17 protein-coding genes and 1 pseudogene are annotated in these 17689 nt (G+C 37.1%); 9 read left to right on the plus strand and 9 right to left on the minus strand.

What is annotated here, in order from left to right:
* Positions 1–121 precede the first annotated feature (121 nt).
* Genes qoxA through qoxD form a run of 4 tightly spaced genes read left to right on the plus strand, consistent with a single transcriptional unit; the run spans position 122 to position 3865 of the window.
* A complete protein-coding gene (gene qoxA / locus FHY45_RS17510; RefSeq protein WP_066107965.1) occupies positions 122–1015 on the plus strand; it encodes a cytochrome aa3 quinol oxidase subunit II in 894 nt (297 codons plus the stop codon).
* A 21-nt stretch (positions 1016–1036) separates the two neighbouring features.
* On the plus strand, positions 1037–2980 hold the full coding sequence (gene qoxB / locus FHY45_RS17515) for a cytochrome aa3 quinol oxidase subunit I (RefSeq protein ID WP_139892673.1): 1944 nt from the start codon (positions 1037–1039) through the stop codon (positions 2978–2980).
* Positions 2977–3573: a cytochrome aa3 quinol oxidase subunit III gene (gene qoxC / locus FHY45_RS17520; protein WP_139892674.1), complete on the plus strand. Its 597-nt coding sequence runs from the start codon at positions 2977–2979 to the stop codon at positions 3571–3573. The genes qoxB and qoxC overlap by 4 nt, the downstream gene beginning before the upstream one ends.
* Positions 3574–3577: 4 nt before the next feature.
* On the plus strand, positions 3578–3865 hold the full coding sequence (gene qoxD / locus FHY45_RS17525) for a cytochrome aa3 quinol oxidase subunit IV (protein ID WP_066108542.1): 288 nt from the start codon (positions 3578–3580) through the stop codon (positions 3863–3865).
* Between the two features lie 574 nt (positions 3866–4439).
* On the opposite strand, the gene FHY45_RS17530 is transcribed toward qoxD, so the two are convergent.
* From FHY45_RS17530 to FHY45_RS17540, 3 genes are read right to left on the minus strand one after another with little or no spacing between them, the layout of a single operon-like run.
* Positions 4440–5009, minus strand: coding sequence for a manganese catalase family protein (locus FHY45_RS17530; RefSeq protein ID WP_139892675.1), 570 nt, complete (start codon positions 5007–5009; stop codon positions 4440–4442).
* Positions 5010–5028: 19 nt separating this feature from the next.
* Positions 5029–5292, minus strand: coding sequence for a spore coat protein CotJB (locus tag FHY45_RS17535; protein WP_066107978.1), 264 nt, complete (start codon positions 5290–5292; stop codon positions 5029–5031).
* On the minus strand, positions 5289–5537 hold the full coding sequence (locus FHY45_RS17540; protein WP_066107980.1) for a spore coat associated protein CotJA: 249 nt from the start codon (positions 5535–5537) through the stop codon (positions 5289–5291). Before FHY45_RS17540 ends, FHY45_RS17535 begins: the two co-directional genes overlap by 4 nt.
* 159 nt (positions 5538–5696) lie before the next feature.
* On the opposite strand from FHY45_RS17540, the pseudogene FHY45_RS17545 reads away from it, so the two are divergent.
* A pseudogene (locus tag FHY45_RS17545) lies at positions 5697–6029 on the plus strand (hypothetical protein).
* Between the two features lie 202 nt (positions 6030–6231).
* Positions 6232–7374: a SpoIIE family protein phosphatase gene (locus FHY45_RS17550; RefSeq protein WP_066107983.1), complete on the plus strand. Its 1143-nt coding sequence runs from the start codon at positions 6232–6234 to the stop codon at positions 7372–7374.
* Between the two features lie 829 nt (positions 7375–8203).
* Here FHY45_RS17550 and FHY45_RS17560 read toward each other — a convergent pair.
* From FHY45_RS17560 to cls, 3 genes are all read right to left on the minus strand, one after another.
* On the minus strand, positions 8204–9046 hold the full coding sequence (locus tag FHY45_RS17560) for a CheR family methyltransferase (RefSeq protein ID WP_257469175.1): 843 nt from the start codon (positions 9044–9046) through the stop codon (positions 8204–8206).
* Between the two features lie 21 nt (positions 9047–9067).
* Positions 9068–11830, minus strand: coding sequence for an ATP-binding protein (locus FHY45_RS17565; protein WP_066107989.1), 2763 nt, complete (start codon positions 11828–11830; stop codon positions 9068–9070).
* 160 nt (positions 11831–11990) lie between these two features.
* Entirely contained in the window at positions 11991–13445 is a 1455-nt protein-coding gene (cls, locus tag FHY45_RS17570; protein ID WP_066107992.1) for a cardiolipin synthase, read from the minus strand.
* Between the two features lie 281 nt (positions 13446–13726).
* Here cls and FHY45_RS17575 point away from each other — a divergent pair, with 281 nt between their 5' ends.
* Together FHY45_RS17575 and FHY45_RS20665 are read left to right on the plus strand one after the other, a co-directional pair.
* On the plus strand, positions 13727–13960 hold the full coding sequence (locus tag FHY45_RS17575) for a hypothetical protein (RefSeq protein WP_066107998.1): 234 nt from the start codon (positions 13727–13729) through the stop codon (positions 13958–13960).
* A 63-nt stretch (positions 13961–14023) separates the two neighbouring features.
* On the plus strand, positions 14024–14191 hold the full coding sequence (locus FHY45_RS20665; RefSeq protein ID WP_175354307.1) for a hypothetical protein: 168 nt from the start codon (positions 14024–14026) through the stop codon (positions 14189–14191).
* A gap of 34 nt (positions 14192–14225) precedes the next feature.
* Here the strand turns inward: FHY45_RS20665 and FHY45_RS17580 are convergent, their stop codons facing one another.
* The 3 genes from FHY45_RS17580 to FHY45_RS17590 all read right to left on the minus strand — a co-directional run bounded on the left by FHY45_RS17580 (position 14226) and on the right by FHY45_RS17590 (position 16491).
* Positions 14226–14948: an amino acid ABC transporter ATP-binding protein gene (locus tag FHY45_RS17580; RefSeq protein WP_066107999.1), complete on the minus strand. Its 723-nt coding sequence runs from the start codon at positions 14946–14948 to the stop codon at positions 14226–14228.
* Complete coding sequence (locus FHY45_RS17585) at positions 14945–15601, minus strand: amino acid ABC transporter permease (RefSeq protein ID WP_066108002.1); 657 nt, start codon at positions 15599–15601, stop codon at positions 14945–14947. Before FHY45_RS17585 ends, FHY45_RS17580 begins: the two co-directional genes overlap by 4 nt.
* Before the next feature lie 71 nt (positions 15602–15672).
* Positions 15673–16491: a basic amino acid ABC transporter substrate-binding protein gene (locus tag FHY45_RS17590; RefSeq protein ID WP_066108005.1), complete on the minus strand. Its 819-nt coding sequence runs from the start codon at positions 16489–16491 to the stop codon at positions 15673–15675.
* A gap of 247 nt (positions 16492–16738) precedes the next feature.
* On the opposite strand from FHY45_RS17590, the gene FHY45_RS17595 reads away from it, so the two are divergent.
* Positions 16739–17593, plus strand: coding sequence for an STAS domain-containing protein (locus tag FHY45_RS17595; protein WP_066108008.1), 855 nt, complete (start codon positions 16739–16741; stop codon positions 17591–17593).
* The last annotated feature ends 96 nt before the right edge of the window (positions 17594–17689 follow it).

The following is a 17689-nucleotide window of genomic DNA, read 5'->3' on the forward strand; positions in this document are numbered from 1 at the left end:
TCATATAAAAACTTATTAAAAACGAGGGTTATCAGTTGAATTTTCATTATTTTAAATTTTATCATAATAGTATAATACTTTATTTATATAATATAAATAATTTTCAAGAAAGGAGACTATCATGAAGAAGAAATGGACTTTATTCAGTATGTCTTTTGCTGCTATATTCGCACTGGCAGGTTGTAACCCTTTAATGGTACTGAATCCAAAAGGGCCACAAGCAAAAATTCAATCCGATACGATTATTTTTTCTATGATCGTGATGGCTTTTATTTTAGTGGTTGTTTACGCTCTTTTTATCTATATGATTGTGAAATATCGAGCATCTAAACAGCCCGTAGACTATGTACCGCCATATGAAAAAGGAAATAAGTGGCTTGAAATTATATGGACTGCCATCCCTATCATTATAGTAGTCGTACTTTCAGTTGTTACGGTCATCACCACTTTTCAAGTGGAAAGTACACCAGCTGGATATGAAGACGAAGAGCCTTTAGTGATTTATGCATCTTCTTCCAACTGGAAATGGCATTTCAGCTATCCCGAAGAAGGAATTGAAACAGTCAATTATGTCAACATTCCAACAGATCGGGAGATTGAATTCCGTTTATATTCTTTTGGACCAATCACTAGCTTTTGGGTTCCCCAGCTGGCAGGTCAAAAATACGCAATGAGCGATATGGTAACTACATTACGAATCGTTGCAGACGAACCAGGTTCCTATTTTGGAAGAAACGCCAACTTTAGTGGAGAAGGCTTTGCACAAATGGAGTTCGAAACATTAGCCATGTCTCCAGAAGAATTTGATAGCTGGGTAGATGAGGTCCAAAAAACTGCCGAACCTTTAACTGAGAAGGAATTTAACAAACTGCTTGATATGGAAGTAATGGGCAGAGCCACTTACTCTTCCACACACCTTGATTTCAGTCCGGCTCCTGTATGGCCATTCCATGAAAGCAATGATGATGCTACAGATGGAACAGATACAGAAACGAACGAACATAATCATGAATAAATCAGGAAAGGGGATTAGACCATGAAATGGGATGAATTCTTTGTTACAGGCGATCCGCTTATCTATGGTGCTATGGTTAGCATTGTTGTTGCCATGTTGGCAATCATTATCTATCTGACCTATACCAAAAGATATGGATGGCTGTGGCGTGAATGGTTAACTACAGTAGACCACAAACGTATTGGGATCATGTATATCCTTGCTGCGTTCCTTATGTTATTTCGCGGTGGCGTTGACGCATTAATGCTGCGTTTGCAGCTTGCAACTCCAAATATGACATTCCTGGAGTCACAGCATTACAATGAAGTTTTCTCTACTCACGGAGTTATTATGATTCTTTTTATGGCTATGCCATTTGTATTGGGAGTCATGAATATCGTTGTTCCTTTACAAATTGGAGCTCGTGACGTTGCCTTTCCGGCACTCAACGCTATCAGCTTTTGGTTATTCTTTGTCGGAGCTATGCTTTACAATCTATCGTTTGTTATTGGCGGATCTCCAGATGCAGGTTGGAGTGCCTACTTCCCTTTGGCAAGTAATGAATTCAGTCCGACTGTCGGACACAATTATTATGCAATTGCTCTTCAATTATCCGGTCTTGGTACATTGATGACGGGCATTAATTTTATCGTAACCATTATCAAAATGAGAGCTCCGGGTATGTCTATTTGGAAAATGCCAATGTTCACTTGGTCTGCATTAATCACATGTATCATTATTTTGTTTGCGTTCCCGACATTTACTGTGTCACTTGCACAAATGATGTTTGACCGACTTTTTGGAACACAATTTTTCTCAATCACCAATGGCGGTATGGATATGCTTTGGGCAAACAACTTTTGGATTTGGGGACATCCTGAAGTATACATTGTTATATTGCCAGCTTTCGGTATTTTCAGCGATGTCATTTCTACTTTCGCACGTAAAAATCTATACGGCTATAAATCAATGGTCTACAGTATGATTGCCATCTCATTGCTATCATTCCTTGTATGGACCCATCACTTCTATACAATGGGCCACAATGCAACGGTTAATAGCATATTTGCGATTGCTACGATGGCTATTTCTGTACCAACCGGTATTAAGATTTTCAACTGGCTGTTTACTCTACGAAAAGGGAAAATTGTATTCCCTACAGCCATGCTATTCTCGCTGGCCTTTATACCGATTTTTACAATCGGTGGTGTAACGGGCGTTATGCTCGCAATGTCAAGTGCGGATTACCAGTACCATAATACAATGTTCCTAGTCGCCCATTTCCATTATGTATTAATTCCGGGTACTGTCTTTGGAATGGTTGCAGGTACTTATTATTGGTTCCCGAAAGTTTTCGGTTTCCGCTTAAATGAAAAAATCGGAAAAATTAGTTTTTGGCTGATTGCGATATTCTTTAATGTAACATTCCTGCCTCTATTCTATTTAGGTCTGGATGGTATGGCGCGCCGGATGTATACCTATTCTGAAGCGACAGGCTATGGCCCACTGAATCTCACTGCAAGTATTGGAGCCGTAGGGTTAGCAATCGGCTTTGGATTAATTATCTATAATATCATCTATAGTGCATTCAAAAGTCCTCGTGACAAACATGCGGATCCATGGGATGCACGTACATTGGAATGGTCAATTCCAAGTCCGGCACCATTCTATAATTTTGCGGTTATGCCAAACGTTAAGGACGTCGACCCTTTATGGTATTCCAAAATTAATAATGAACCGCTTTACGAAGATGAAATAAAGCCTATTCACATGCCAAGCAATACAGGAAAACCAGCCATTATGGGTATATTCTTCTTTCTCTCTGGTTTTTGCCTAGTATTCAGTTGGTGGATTCCAGCTATTATATTTGGGATTGGTGTATTTATCACAATGGCTGCTAAATCCTTTGAACGAGATCCTGGCTATTATGTTTCTGTAGAGGAAATAGAAGGAACTGAAAAAGTACTGCGAGGTGAAAAACTATGAAGATAGACTCTTCCCTTCCACTGGAATACAGTACAGAACAAAATCAATTAAGAATCTTTGGTTTCTGGTTATTCCTTGGAGCTGAGATTGCATTGTTTTCTATGTTATTCGCAACCTATTATACCCTCTTTAATGGTACGGGCGATGGTCCTACAGCAAAAGAAATTTTTGAAATTAAAGGCGTCATTATTGAAACGATTGTCCTTTTAACAAGTAGCTTTACTTGCGGGCTAGCTATTCATAGTATGAGACTTAATTTGAAAAAACCGATGATTACATTTTTTATTATTACCATGCTGCTTGGTCTTGTCTTCCTAGGTGTAGAGATTTTTGAATTTATGACCTATATCGAAGAAGGCGCAACCATGCAAACAAGCGGATTTTTATCAAGCTTATTCATGCTGCTCGGTACGCATGGAGCCCACGTAACATTCGGGTTATTCTGGGGATTATGTATACTAATTCAAGTCATACGAGAAGGATTTACGGCAGAAACAGCCAATAAATCTTTTATCTATTCCCTATACTGGCATTTCCTTGACGTAATCTGGATTCTCATCTTTAGCTTCGTTTATTTGAAGGAGTTGATATAGGATGATAAAACAACTATTTCCACTTAAACATGTTTTGGGTTATGTCATATCATTAATTCTAACCATCATTGCGCTATCCGTAGCCTTTTATGATATTTCCTTTACGGCCGGAATGGTGATCCTATCCATAACCGCCATTATTCAAACAGCTGTACAACTCTTTTTATTCATGCATGTTAATGAATCTAAAGAAAAGAGAACAATCTATCTAAACATTATCTATGCTCTATTCGTCGCACACGCAGTCATCTTCGGAACCATCCTAACCATGATTTGGGGCCACGCCCACTAAAAAGCTGAAGGGCCTTGGTCAGGAGTGAGGAGCATAAGACAGAGGCTCGTAGGGGACGTTCCTCCCCCGCAGAGGCTATGCTTATGTCCCGAACTCCTAGGCCCTGAAGCTAGATTGATTAAAAAGGCTGAGACGACTGGTCAGGCCCGACAAGCATAAGGAAAGGCACGCAGGGAGGCGCCCTAACCTCCCGCAGTGGCTATCCTTATGACTCGAGGGACTAGGAGTTAAAGCTGGATTAACTAAAAGGCTGAAGGGCTCGATTAATGAACGAAGACTAAAATCGCCACGTCATGTGGCAACGTCTTCATGACCAACATCCTGTTGGCCCGTGAGGAGCATAAGACAGGGGCACGTAGGGAGGCGCTTTTTCCTCCCGAAGTGGTCATGCTTATGTCCTGAGCTTCTAGCCGTTGAAGCTGGATTGACTAAAAGGCTGAGGCGACTGTATTAAGGAACAAAGACTAAAGACGCCACGTCGTGTGGCAACGTCTTTGTGACCAACATCCTGTTGGCCTCAAGAAAAACCTGTGTTGTACAGCCAACACAGGTTTTTTTATTATTGATAAATCGTTTAAAATATCTTCTTCTTTTCCCTATCATCTGTAATAATTTGTACTGCCTCACGGAATCGCTGAGAATGAACGATTTCTCTTTCTCTTAAAAATCGTAAGCCATCATTTAAATCTGGATCATCTGACATATTGATAATCCATTGGTAGGTAGCCCTTGCTTTTTCCTCAGCGGCAATATCTTCATATAAATCTGCGATAGGATCTCCCTTTGTCTGAATGTATGCAGTTGTAAATGGTACACCTGCTGCATTATGGTAAAAAAGAGCAGAATCATGATCAACATAGTGGTCTGCCAAACCAGCGTCTCTCATCTGCTCTGGAGTAGCATCTTTTGTGAGTTTATATACCATCGTGGCAATCATTTCCAAATGCGCGAATTCTTCTGTGCCTATGTCATTTAGCAAGCCTACCACTTTATCAGGAATGGTATATCGTTGATTCAGGTATCTAAGAGCGGCTGCTAACTCTCCATCTGCCCCTCCATACTGTTCAATTAAATATTTGGCTAAAGTCGGGTTACAGGTACTGACTCTAACAGGGTATTGCAATTTCTTTTCATAAAACCACATTCTTTAATCACCTCATCTTTTATATTTGCCAAGGCCACGGAGTAGTTCCCCAACTCCAATTGGCATCTGTATAACTATTACCAAATTGTTGAAGTGGGCCGAATTTCTTTTCGAACTGCTGTTTAAGCTGCCTGCTCTGATGAGAGAATTCGTTAAATTGCTGCATGGCTTCTAAATCATTGGGATGAGTATCTAAATAAAGGGTTAGCTCCACTAAAGCAAAGTCGATTGCCTGAATTTCCTCTAATAGCTGATAATATTCATCAGGTAATTGGGGCTTCACTGAGAATCCCTCCTTTTATGTTCATAGGGGTTTTCATAAAAGTCATAAAATACAGGCCAGAGTGTGCCCTTGAATAATGCCTCCTTTGGTGAAAATTGAGGCAAATTAGGCGGTTGAAATCCGAGAAATAGATTAGGAGGAGTAGAATAATACTTCTTACCAATTGGTCTGCACGGATCAAATCGACTGTGAAAAGGTGTATAAGATTTCATGTGCGATTTTTCAGGCCGATTTTGCTCAGTCATAGCTACACCATCCTTTTTAAAATTCATTTTCCTTTCAGGCTATGAGCATACAAACTGATTTAGTACATTTAATTGTTTAACAGAGTTTTCAGTATCCAAAAAAATCAACAATCTAATTCTTTCAAATAATATTTCAGAATATCAGGTAGTGGGTAAAAAATGGAGGTTTCCAAAAAGAGCAGAACTACAGAATTTTTTCTTGGTTTACTTGATGGTATTTTGGGGATTTTCGCAGCTGGTATAGCATTATTTGTTGGGGTTTAGATTCTGTACAACCATCAATCTTGGATGGTTAACTGTTCTATTCTTGCGATCATTGGATTAGTTGTTGTCAAAAGCAACCCTAAATTAGGAAGCTCCTTTATGCTTATTGCGGCTATTGGTGGATTTATTTGCACTTCGGCTTTCTATATACTTCCGGGAATCCTTTTACTGATAGCAGGATTAATGGGTTTATTGAAAAAAAACAAAAAATTAACACCGGTGACATAATTATTTTTGAATAGAATCCTATCCATTGGCGATAAGTCCTTTTTTCTATTCATTCTTTAATTGCAGACTTTAATTTATCATTTTTAATAGTGTAATAACCTAACCATTTACTCCCTAGTTTCAACTATTTGTATTTTAAGTTAAAGTGACATACCATAATTAATATAAGATTTAGTATTTTAGAAGATGGGTGAAAGAAAGTATGTCAATACTTGTGGTAGATGATAATAAAGTGAATTTATTTGTAATTGAGACCATCTTAAAGCAGGCAGGATACAGGTCTATTAAGCTGGCTAAATCAGCAAATGAAATGATTCATATTTTAGAAGAAGATTTAAGTAAAAATCACGGCAGAAGCTCCTTTAATTTAATTCTTTTGGATATTATGATGCCAGAAATTGATGGAATCGAAGCCTGCAGGCGAATCACTGCAACGGAGGAATATAAAGATATACCTGTTATTTTTGTGACCGCATTAGGTGATACCCATAAACTCGCGGAAGCACTGGATGCCGGTGGATCAGATTATCTAATGAAGCCTATTAATAAGGTAGAGCTATTGGCTCGGATACGCGCTGCTCTCCGTTTAAAAGAGGAGAAAGATTGGCATAAAAATCAGGATGAAAAAATAAGCTATGAGCTTGATCTCGCTACAAAGGTGCAGAGAAGCTTGTTAAGTGAGCCCATATTAAATAATCAAATCAAAATAACGAGGTCCTATAAGCCATCCTCTAATCTCGCAGGTGATATGTATTATTGGCAGCAGATTGATCAGGATCGCTATGCCATATTTATGTTTGATATGATGGGGCATGGCATACCTGCATCATTAGTATGTATGTATATCTCCTCTATCCTTCGTGAAGCGGTACGGAATGTGGTTGATCCTGAAAAAGTCATTCTCGAATTGAATCGCTGTATGACTTTACTGGAGGAAAAAACAAAGTTAACATCCTACTACTTAACAGGTATTTATTTATTGGTAGATACGAAATCAAAGACGATTGAATATGTCAATGCCGGCCATCCACCGGGCTACCTTTATATCGATGGGAAAGACTTAATTGAAATGGGACAGCGAAATACAGCAATTGGATTTTTCGAGGAAATGCATATAAATAAAATAACTATTCCTTATACTGATAGTTTTCAGGCTTTAATATATACTGACGGTGTGGCGGAGGCTATTGATAATGATGAAACTAAAGCCTTGGCACATTTGCGAGAAATAGGAAAGTATCAATGGTCAGAAAAAGAAGCAGTGGCTCCTTTAAATGTTATCCTTCCTGAGGAGAAACAGGCAAATCAGCATGATGATATGTGTGTCATCCTTGTAAGGGGATAAAAATCAACTTTTCTAAAAAGATAAAGAACAGATTCTAATGGAGTCTGTTCTTTATCTTTTGTTTGATATAAGCATTCTCATCTGACAAAAGATCAAAATGTCCTCTTTTTGGATTGATGACAAGACCATATACAGGAATTGTTATTGCTTAATTGATGATTACGGACAACATCAACCTTTTTACACACTTGTTTTTAAATCACCAAGCTTTGAAGCCAACTATTAATGTCAATCGATAAATATATCAAGTGCTTCATCCGAAAATACCCCGTAAGAGAGAGGTAAAGAGTAGTAAATAAGCAGATATAGTATTTAGGGGAGATTAATATGTTAATGGTAAATAAAAATATAAAGGGCAAAGATTATAAGCAATAAATAGATTTACTCTCATTGATAATTTGGTAACCGACATTGAAGAACATATAATCGAAAAAAGAATACAAAAAGAATGAGAAATCACAAGACTTTCTGAAGATACAGCATACGTTTTTTATTTTAAAATGAATAATGCTACAAGACAATTTTTGAAAGAACGTTGTAATTCCCTTTTTGATTGGATTGGTCCTGAGCTACCAGAAGACTTTATGTTTTACCATAACGATAAATGTATATTAGCTGTATGCTCCCACGAAGAATACTTTACGGTGGAAAAAACCGTTTGGAAAAGTTTCTTATCGAACTAAAGGCAATAGCAGAAGATCACGGCTGTCAAAATAAAAGGATTTTTATATGCTGCTATATAGATAAAAAGGGGACCTTAAACCCGACTGACACTAAAAAACCTGTGTCAGAACAGTTTGAAGATCTCCTTTTCCTTTTATAAATCCTATTATGAATATAATTTTTTCCTATAAAGCCGCTGATTAATATCTAGTTCCATATACGTATCAGCCAACTCCATGATCTTTAGGGATTCTTTGTTACCAAGCCCCAAAAAGCCGCCAGGACTTAAACTTTCATCAAATAGTTGGAATACTTTCGCCTGCAATTCCAATGTGAAGTATATGATGACATTTCTGCAAATAATCACATGGAATTCATTAAATGATCCATCCGTCACTAAATTATGCTGGGCAAAAACTATATTTCTTGATAGGGATGGACGAAAATATGCATATTGCATATCGGTCTTATAATATTTAGAAAAAGCATCCAATCCGCCAGCCTGCAAATAATTCTTCGTATAAGATTGCATTCTTTTTAAGGGAAATGCCCCTTGGCGAGCTTTTTCAATAACTTTTTCATTCATATCCGTCGCATAAATCTTTGTTTTATCAGCCAATCCCTCTTCTTCCAACAGGATTGCCATCGAATATACTTCCTCACCGGTCGAACATCCCGCATGCCATATCCGTATTTCTGGGAGGTCCTTCAATCTAGGAACAATCTTCTTGCGAAAAGCATAAAAGAAATCTGGATCTCTAAACATGTCTGTAACATTAATCGAAAAGTCACTCAGAAGATTATTTACATACCCTTCTTCATGAATCACTCGTACTAGAAGCTCGGAAACAGTTGTCAGGTGATCCTTATTCAGTCGATTTTTTATGCGGCGAGCAATTGATGAACGCATATAACCACGGAAATCGTACCCTGTCATCCGGTAGATTGCCTCTAGCAATAAATCAATTTCTAAATTCTCGCGTTCTTCTATAGATGATGGATAACCCAACACTATGCAGCTCCCTTCTTCCTATTTCGTTAACCAAACAGACATCACTGAATATAGCTGTTCTAAATTGATTGGTTTGCTGATATAGTCTGTTGCACCAGCTTCCAAACATTTTTCTCGATCTCCCTTCATTGCTTTAGCTGTTAATGCAATGATAGGAATCGATGTAAATTCAGGATTTGCACGTATATGTCTCATCGTATCATAACCGTCGAGTTCAGGCATCATAATGTCCATAAGAATCATATCTAAATCATCTTGCTCCTTAATGATTTCAAGACATTCGATTCCATTTTGGGCAACAATGATTTGAACACCTTTACTTTCCAGGGCTTTTTGTAGAGCAAATATATTACGATGGTCATCATCCGTGATTAATACCTTTTTCCCATTAAAGACATCCAAAATTAATAATTCTTCTTCCTCAGGATCTATTACTTCTTTTTGAACAGCAATTTGCTCCATTACATCATTTGCAATTGGCAAATGAATAATGTCATCGTTCACTTTACTGTTCTTATTAGTCATTCCATCCGGCAGATTCGGCAAGTACACAGTAAATGTACTTCCCTTGCCCTCTTCACTTTCTAGAGTTACATATCCGCCAAGTAACTTTGAAAATTCTCGGCAAATCGATAATCCTAATCCAGTTCCGCCATACTTACGGGCTGTTGCTCCATCTGCTTGCTGGAAGGCCTCAAAAATAATTTGTTGTTTATCATCTGCAATACCAGGACCTGTATCGGTTACAACAATTTTCATCCAGAAGTCGGTTTCCGTAATACCATCAAGAAGTTCTTTCTCTCGAGTATTTCTCACTTTTTCCATCTTCATAGTAACCGAACCTTTTTCCGTAAACTTCACAGCGTTGGATAATAAATTCTTTAGTATTTGTTGCATTCTTTGTTCATCCGTATAAAAAATGGAAGGCAGGTCATCTTCTTTTCCAATAACCAGTTCCAGACCTTTTTGTTCTGCCTGAGGAGAAAAGACTCGTTCTAAGCTCTCAATAACCTCACAAACATTGGTTTCATTAAAGAAGACTTCCAGCTTACCAGCCTCAATTTTAGATAAATCCAAAATATCATTAATGAGTGCCATTAAATCATTACCTGATGTATGGATCACTTTTGCAAATTCTCTTTCATCCTCTGTATATTCACCAGGCTCTTTATCGGCCAGCATTTCAGATAATATTAAAATACTATTCAGAGGCGTTCTCAATTCATGAGACATATTCGCAAGAAACTCAGATTTGTATTTTGAACTTTGAAGGAGCTGTTCATTTTTAACCTCAAGCTCCTCTTTAGAAATCTCAAGTTCCCTCGATTTCTGCTCTGCTTCCTGATTGCGTTCTTCTAATTGTTCATTAATCATACGTAATTCTTCTGATTGCATCTGAAGTTCTTCAGATTGTGTTTGTAATTCTTCTGCCTGAACCTGTAATTCTTCTGTCATCGCCTGTGATTCATTTAGTAATTGTTCCACTTCCATCCGGCTCAGTACACTCTTAATAGCCATACCAAGATTATCAAGCATATGATTAATCGTTTTTAATTCTAAATCAGTAAAGCCTTTAATACTTGCAAATTCCAAAACAGCAATAACTTTATTCTCGTATAATACTGGAGCAATGACAATAGATTTGGGTTTAATTTCTCCAAGCCCTGTTGTAATAAGTTTATAATCTCCCGGAACATCATCAAGTAATACAACTTCTTTATTAGCAACCGCCTGGCCGATTACGCCTTCTCCAAAACTAAATCCATCACGTCCTCCGTCACCATAAGAAGCAGCCTTATAAAAATGGTCATCCTCAGTTTCACTTTTTAAATAAAAAGCACCCAGTTCTGCTCCCATGATTGGAGTAATTTTATTAATGAATTCATCTGCAAGCTGTCCAACTTTAAAGATACCCTGATACATCTCCGCAACTTCGGCAACTTGTGTTTGCACCCAGCTTTGATTCTCAATTTCCTGAGTATATTCTTTTTCGTTTCTACTAAATGTCTCCAATGAAGCTGACATCCTATTAAAAGCAGATGCAATTCGGCCAATTTCATCCTCTACTTTTACTTCAATCCTCGGCATAGTCGTGGTATCACTTAGATCGACATTAGTGATCACCTTTGTAATTCTATTTAATTCCCGTGAAGAGGTCATGATTACCCAATAAGCCAAAAATAACGTTAGAACAATTGTAACGATTAGAGAACTGATAATAATCGTCTGCATTTGTTCATATTTACCGTCGGCACGCACCAGTGCGTCATCCATAAGGTTTTCTTGAAAATCAACGAAATTTGCAATGACAGCAAGTACATTATCACTTGCTTTATCTTTTTCTGCCCTTACGACATCATAGTTTGATACCCCTTTTTGCATATCAGTGATTAATTGTGTTTCTAGCTTTGTATAGTTCTCATATGATGCACGGAACTCCGCCAACAAGGCCTCGCCTTTTTCCGTATTAGCAATGCTTTCTAATTTTCTAAAACGGTCTTCGATATATATATGATTTTGATCTATTGTTTCAGAGGCTGCGCTCAATTCTTCTTTACTTGGAGTACGCGAATCCTGTCCCAATAAATTAAGAGTACGCTCCGATTCCGCAAAATTTCTTTGAATATCATTAATATAACTAACCTTTTGGTAGCGATCATCCACTATTTCAAGTAAATCTTCTCTAGAGCTGCTCAATCTACCGTCAATTATGACCATCAATATAATTATAATCACTAGTATTGAGCCAAAACCCACTAAATTTTTTTGCTTAAATGTCATGTGTGTACCCCTCCCCCTGGTTCCAAACTCTCTACTATCTATTAATAAGGAGTATGATTAGAATGTTTTAAAAAACATACCAATATTATACTGCATTACCATAACAAAAAGACACTAACTCGCCCTAGTGTCTTTAAAAACAGTACATATTTACTTCTATTCATAAAACTGGAGACAATAATCTGGATAAAGACTCTTTAAACCGAATTAAAAGGGAACGATTATTATAAATTTCTGATGTAAGTTCATGGCTCTGTTTTAAATCATCTGCAAATGTATCCCTTAGGCGAACAGCTGTGTCTGCATGATATATAATTGCATTCACTTCAAAATTCAATCGAAAACTGCGTACATCTATATTGGCTGTTCCAACAGTTGCCAATCGATCATCTATCACCATAGTTTTCGCATGCAAGAACCCATTCTCATATAAAAACACCTTTGCACCAGCCTTTAATAATTCTCCAACGTATGAATAAGTGGCCCAATAAACAAATAAATGATCTGGTTTATTTGGTATCATTACTCTGACGTCCACCCCTGACATGGATGCAATCCTGATGGCGTCCAACAAACTGTCATCCGGTATAAAATAAGGCGTCTGCAGATATATATACTCTTTTGCATCCAAAATCATACGTATATAGCTTTTTTTAATTTGTTCCCTCTCAGAATCAGGCCCAGAGGTAACAATTTGAAGCCCAACCCCTTTTTCGTTGTGTTGCTTGCTATATTTAAAGTAATCTTCCGTCCATTCCATTTTATCTCCTGAAGCCTGAGCCCAATCGAGCATAAAACGAGACTGTAAATCATTCACAGCGTCTCCGATGATCCGTAAATGGGTATCTCTCCAATAACCAAACTTCGGATCAAGTCCTAAATACTCTTCACCTACATTGAATCCACCAAGATATCCTACTTTCCTGTCAATGATGACAAGCTTCCGATGGTTTCGGAAGTTGATTCTGAGATTAATAAGCGGTAATTTCCCAGGAAAGAACGCTTCTGCATTTCCGCCAGCTTCTCTTAATTTCTTTATTCGCTTTTTAGAGATTCTCCTGGAACCGGCGTCGTCATAAATCAGCCGTATCTCTACACCTTCTTTAGCCTTTTCAATCAACGCATCCAGAAGCCTGTTTCCATATGTATCGTTTTGGATAATGTAATATAAAACATGAATATGTTTTTTGGCACTAGCAATATCCTGAAATAAGGCATTGAATTTTTCCTTGCCATCTGTGAAAATTTCAACTTCATTATCATTGGTATATACAGCATGGTCTGTTTTCATATTCATTAAAATTAAATCCTTATACCTCTGTGTAATAGAAGTATTAAATGGTTCTTCCATATTTTTCATGTGCTCTTTTTGTTCAGCGATACGCTGCTCTAAGTAATCATAGCCCCGTTTATCCCATGTGAATATTTTCCTTTTACTTAAATTCTGCCCTAGAACAATATACAGAATAAAGCCTCCAATTGGAAAAAAGCTCAAAACCATTAACCACGCCCATGAAGCGCTGACATTACGCCTTTCTAAAAAGGTTATAGTAATAGCAAATATCAAATTGATTGCTATTAAAAATTGCCATACATAGCTATCAGTTATTCCCATTCATCTACAACTCCAACCGAAACATTATCTAACCTAATATAAATATTATAACGATAAAGTATTAAAAAACCTACTGAACTATATCAATTATCAAAAGGCAACCTAATTTTGAAGGTTGCCTTTCGCTTCTGAATATTTATCCAATAATATGCCAATAATCTGAGGTTATTATTCAGTTAATGGCATTAAATAACAACCTTGACTACTCCATAAAATTGTATGAATAAAAGAAGTTTAGGGAACTTATAGAATGAATACACAAAAAGAAGGGAATGTTCCTATTGCCCAGAAACAGTGATCAAATCCACGTTAACCCAGAACCAAATCCAGATGGCAGACAGGAATCCATCATAAATGATTCTAAAGCTACTAAAATGGGAGTTGTCACCGGCAGCCTGCAGCCCGGATTTAACCAAAGTCAAAACCCTTACCATGTGAGCAATAAAGATGAAACACCAGAATCAATGGAAGAATTCGAAAAATTAACCAAGGGTAGAAAGTTGGATGAGTTCTAATCTTGATGTTATGGCTTATTGGGGATATTATAAAGGAAATCCATTTAAGGAGTTCATTATAATATGTCTAAAAAAGTAAGTCTTCAAGAAGCGATTAAACAAAAACTTGCTTCTAAGCAACAATCAAATCAAGCCGGCAGCCATGTAAACGGACCTGTCAAAAAAACAAAAGAATTGCAAAGCCAACTGACAAAGAAACCAAACAACCAACGCAAACGTACAGGTGTATAACGACTCAGGGACTGCTATTGCAGTCCCTTTTTCATTATAAAACTTTACTCAAAAACAGCTTTGTTCGATTGTGCTGCGGATTTTCAAATAAACTGGTCGGTTCATTTTCTTCAACGATATATCCATCATCCATAAAAACAACCCGATCTCCCACCTCACGCGCAAATCCCATTTCGTGTGTAACAACCACCATTGTCATTCCTTCGTGCGCAAGCTCTTTCATAACCTCAAGGACCTCTCCAACCATTTCCGGATCAAGTGCTGAAGTTGGTTCATCGAATAACATGATTTCCGGCTCCATTGCCAATGCACGTGCAATGGCGACCCTTTGTTTCTGACCACCTGACAATGAATCTGGATAAGCATTTTCCTTATCTAATAGACCTACCTTTCGAAGGAGCTCCAAACAATGTTTTTTTGCTTCATCATCAGGAACCTTTTTCACCTTGGTAGGTGCCAGCATTAGATTTTCCAGTACCGTTTTATGAGGAAACAAATTGAAATGTTGAAATACCATTCCTGTTTTGGTTCGTACCTTATTAATATCAATTTTTTTATCGGCAAGATCTACTCCATTTATAATGACATGTCCGTCCGTTATTTGCTCCAGTAAATTTAAACAACGAAGAAAGGTGGATTTCCCTGAACCAGAGGGACCTATCACTACTACAACTTCCTGAGGTTCAATCCTAATAGATATATCTTTTAATACCTCATTGGATCCAAAGTTTTTTTTCAAATTCCTAACATCTATCATTTTGTCTCCATCCTTCTTTCCAATCGATTTAATAACAAGCTAAGAGAAAGCGTAAGGATGAGATAAATCACAGCGGATGTTAAATAAGGCTCCCACACCCGATAATATTCAGTCGCCATAGCTCTACCCCAATACGTTAATTCTGGAGCTGCGATAACAGCGGCTATAGATGACTCCTTAATCAATACAATAAACTCATTACCCAGAGGCGGAATAATGCGCTTAAATGCTTGTGGTAAAATAACGTACCTCATAGCCTGTCCATGAGACATCCCAAGCGACCTGGCTCCCTCCATTTGTCCCGAATCAATCGACTGAATGCCTCCTCGAAATATCTCAGCTATGTATGCAGCTGAATTTAATGAGAGGGCAAGAATAGTTGCGAGTATGGCATTTGTCTCTCCTGTCAATGCTGGTACAACACCAAAGTGAACTAATAGGAGTTGGACAAATATTGGAGTCCCACGAAAAAAAGCAATATAGCAATTTAGGGGAATAGATAACCATTTCCTTTTGGTCAATCTACCAAGACCGATTAATAACCCAAGAATCGAACCTATTAAAATACCAGCTATTGAGAGTCCAATTGTATATAGTGTTCCTTTCATTAACAATGGAGCATAAATTTCAATAATATCCCACCTGAAATCCACATCTGTTCCCCCTTAGACAAAGATTGCGTAGCACAGCAACACCTGTGATACGCAGTCCTCTCACACCTTTATTATTTCGATTGCTGAGCTTTTAATGTTTCAAGATCTGGATCGACTCCAAACCATTTTTTATAGATCTCAGTATATGTTCCATTTTCTATAATTGCTTTTAAAGCTTTATCCACGGTAGCCCTATCTTTACTGTCCTTCGGAAACATTAAGCCATAGTATTCATTGTCAAATGCATTTGGGTCTTTAACTACCACAAACTTATCCTTAGGATTATTTTTTGCGTATTCCTCGACAACTCCATTATCAGCTACAACAGCTTTTGCACCGCCTTTTTTCATATCCATAATCGCCAGTACAGTTGTTTCAAACTTCTTGATGTCTTTATTATTTTTGCCTACTACCTTTTCAACCGCAAATTGACCTGTCGTACCAGCCTGAACAGCAATTTTCTTCCCTTTTAAATCCTGTGCAGATTTAATATCGCTGCCTTCCGGGACAAGAATTTTATTGGTTGATAAAAAATATGGAACAGAGAAATCATATGTTTTTTTCCGTTCATCATTTATTGAGATCGCTGACATCCCAAACGCTGCCCTTTTGTTTTTAATCTCGACAAATAATGGATCCCATCCTACATGTTCAATATTCACTTTAAAACCGGCTTCCTTCGCCACAGCATTCACAATATCAACGTCAAAACCAACCAATTTACCTTCCTTCTGGAATTCAAATGGTGAATATGCCGCATCAGTCACGACTCTCAACGTCTTATCTGTACCGCCTTCACCGCCGGCACTCTCTTCCTCTTTCGAACCGCAAGCTGCAATGACAGTAATAATAGCTATCATAATAAACATAAATAATGATTTCTTTTTCAAAATGACGCCCCCTCTTGTTTTATATTTTAAATATTCAGAAAAGTCTATGAATAACATTATAAGGTTGCTTACAAGAATACGCAATTTAATTTTGATTTTTTTGTATTTTATGACACTAAAAGTCAAAACTACAAATTCCTTTAAAATAAACCATGTTTTTCTTCCAAAAATAGTAATTAATTAATTGTGTTTTTCTCATAATACACGCAAAATATTGAATATAGAATGGTAAAGAAAAGAGGTCATTATGGAAACTAAATCAAAAGCCTTATATGATTATTTGATTACTCATTCAGATGAAATAATTGAAGATTGGTATTCACTAATGCCGAAGAGTACTGAAGCAGATTATTCTCTTAACGGATCTATCCATACAATTAATGCATTAAAGAAGCAGTTTAAAGAATATTTGTTTTTAATAGCAAACAGCTTGTTTCAATCAGAAGAAGAGAGAGATTATATAATAAAAGAACGCACATTATCTATTGCAGAGGTACGCCTTGAATCCGGTACACCTCTAAGTAATTCTATTAATGCTGCCGGGCTTTTAAGAAGAGTTATATGGAAGTACACCCAAAAATTTATCGATATTACCAGCTTGGATATTACCTTTAAAGATATTTTTTTCTGGGAGGAAAAGTTTAATTCTACAATAGATCAACTTACACATAGCTATACAGAAAACTATACAAACATATTGATAAAGCGAATCCACTCACAATCCAACCTAATCAATGAGTTAAGTTCTCCTGTGATTAAATTGACTGAAAATATCGGATTACTGCCGATAGTGGGTGATATTGATTCCACCAGAGCCAGAGCTATAAACGAAAGTACCCTTCAGCAAAGTGCAGACAATCAAATCTCCAAATTAATTATTGATTTATCAGGGGTTTTTATCGTTGATACTTTGGTAGCACACCGCCTTTTTCAAATGATAGAAGCACTCAAATTAATCGGTGTAGAGGTAATCATGACAGGAATTCGTGCCGAGGTGGCACAAACAAGCATACAGCTTGGAATTGATTTTTCATGTATCCAAACAGAAAGCAGCGTAAATCAGGCATTTACTAAATTAGGTATTATAATTAAAGAACAATAATTTTTCATCATCGATGATGAAAAATTCACCAAATTAATATATTAGAATATTAAACAGCGGTTATCACTTTATTATTATGATAATCGCTGTTTGTTT

The sequence above is a fragment of the Bacillus sp. D386 genome (assembly GCF_006346415.1).

Excerpts from the sequence above, each read along its gene's own strand:
- qoxA (WP_066107965.1), top strand. The coding sequence starts at position 122 with ATGAAGAAGAAATGGACTTTATTCAGTATGTCTTTTGCTGCTATATTC.
- qoxB (WP_139892673.1), top strand. The coding sequence starts at position 1,037 with ATGAAATGGGATGAATTCTTTGTTACAGGCGATCCGCTTATCTATGGT.
- qoxC (WP_139892674.1), top strand. The coding sequence starts at position 2,977 with ATGAAGATAGACTCTTCCCTTCCACTGGAATACAGTACAGAACAAAAT.
- FHY45_RS17530 (WP_139892675.1), bottom strand. The coding sequence starts at position 5,009 with ATGTGGTTTTATGAAAAGAAATTGCAATACCCTGTTAGAGTCAGTACC.
- FHY45_RS17540 (WP_066107980.1), bottom strand. The coding sequence starts at position 5,537 with ATGACTGAGCAAAATCGGCCTGAAAAATCGCACATGAAATCTTATACA.
- FHY45_RS17550 (WP_066107983.1), top strand. The coding sequence starts at position 6,232 with ATGTCAATACTTGTGGTAGATGATAATAAAGTGAATTTATTTGTAATT.
- FHY45_RS17565 (WP_066107989.1), bottom strand. The coding sequence starts at position 11,830 with ATGACATTTAAGCAAAAAAATTTAGTGGGTTTTGGCTCAATACTAGTG.
- cls (WP_066107992.1), bottom strand. The coding sequence starts at position 13,445 with ATGGGAATAACTGATAGCTATGTATGGCAATTTTTAATAGCAATCAAT.
- FHY45_RS20665 (WP_175354307.1), top strand. The coding sequence starts at position 14,024 with ATGTCTAAAAAAGTAAGTCTTCAAGAAGCGATTAAACAAAAACTTGCT.
- FHY45_RS17580 (WP_066107999.1), bottom strand. The coding sequence starts at position 14,948 with ATGATAGATGTTAGGAATTTGAAAAAAAACTTTGGATCCAATGAGGTA.
- FHY45_RS17595 (WP_066108008.1), top strand. The coding sequence starts at position 16,739 with ATGGAAACTAAATCAAAAGCCTTATATGATTATTTGATTACTCATTCA.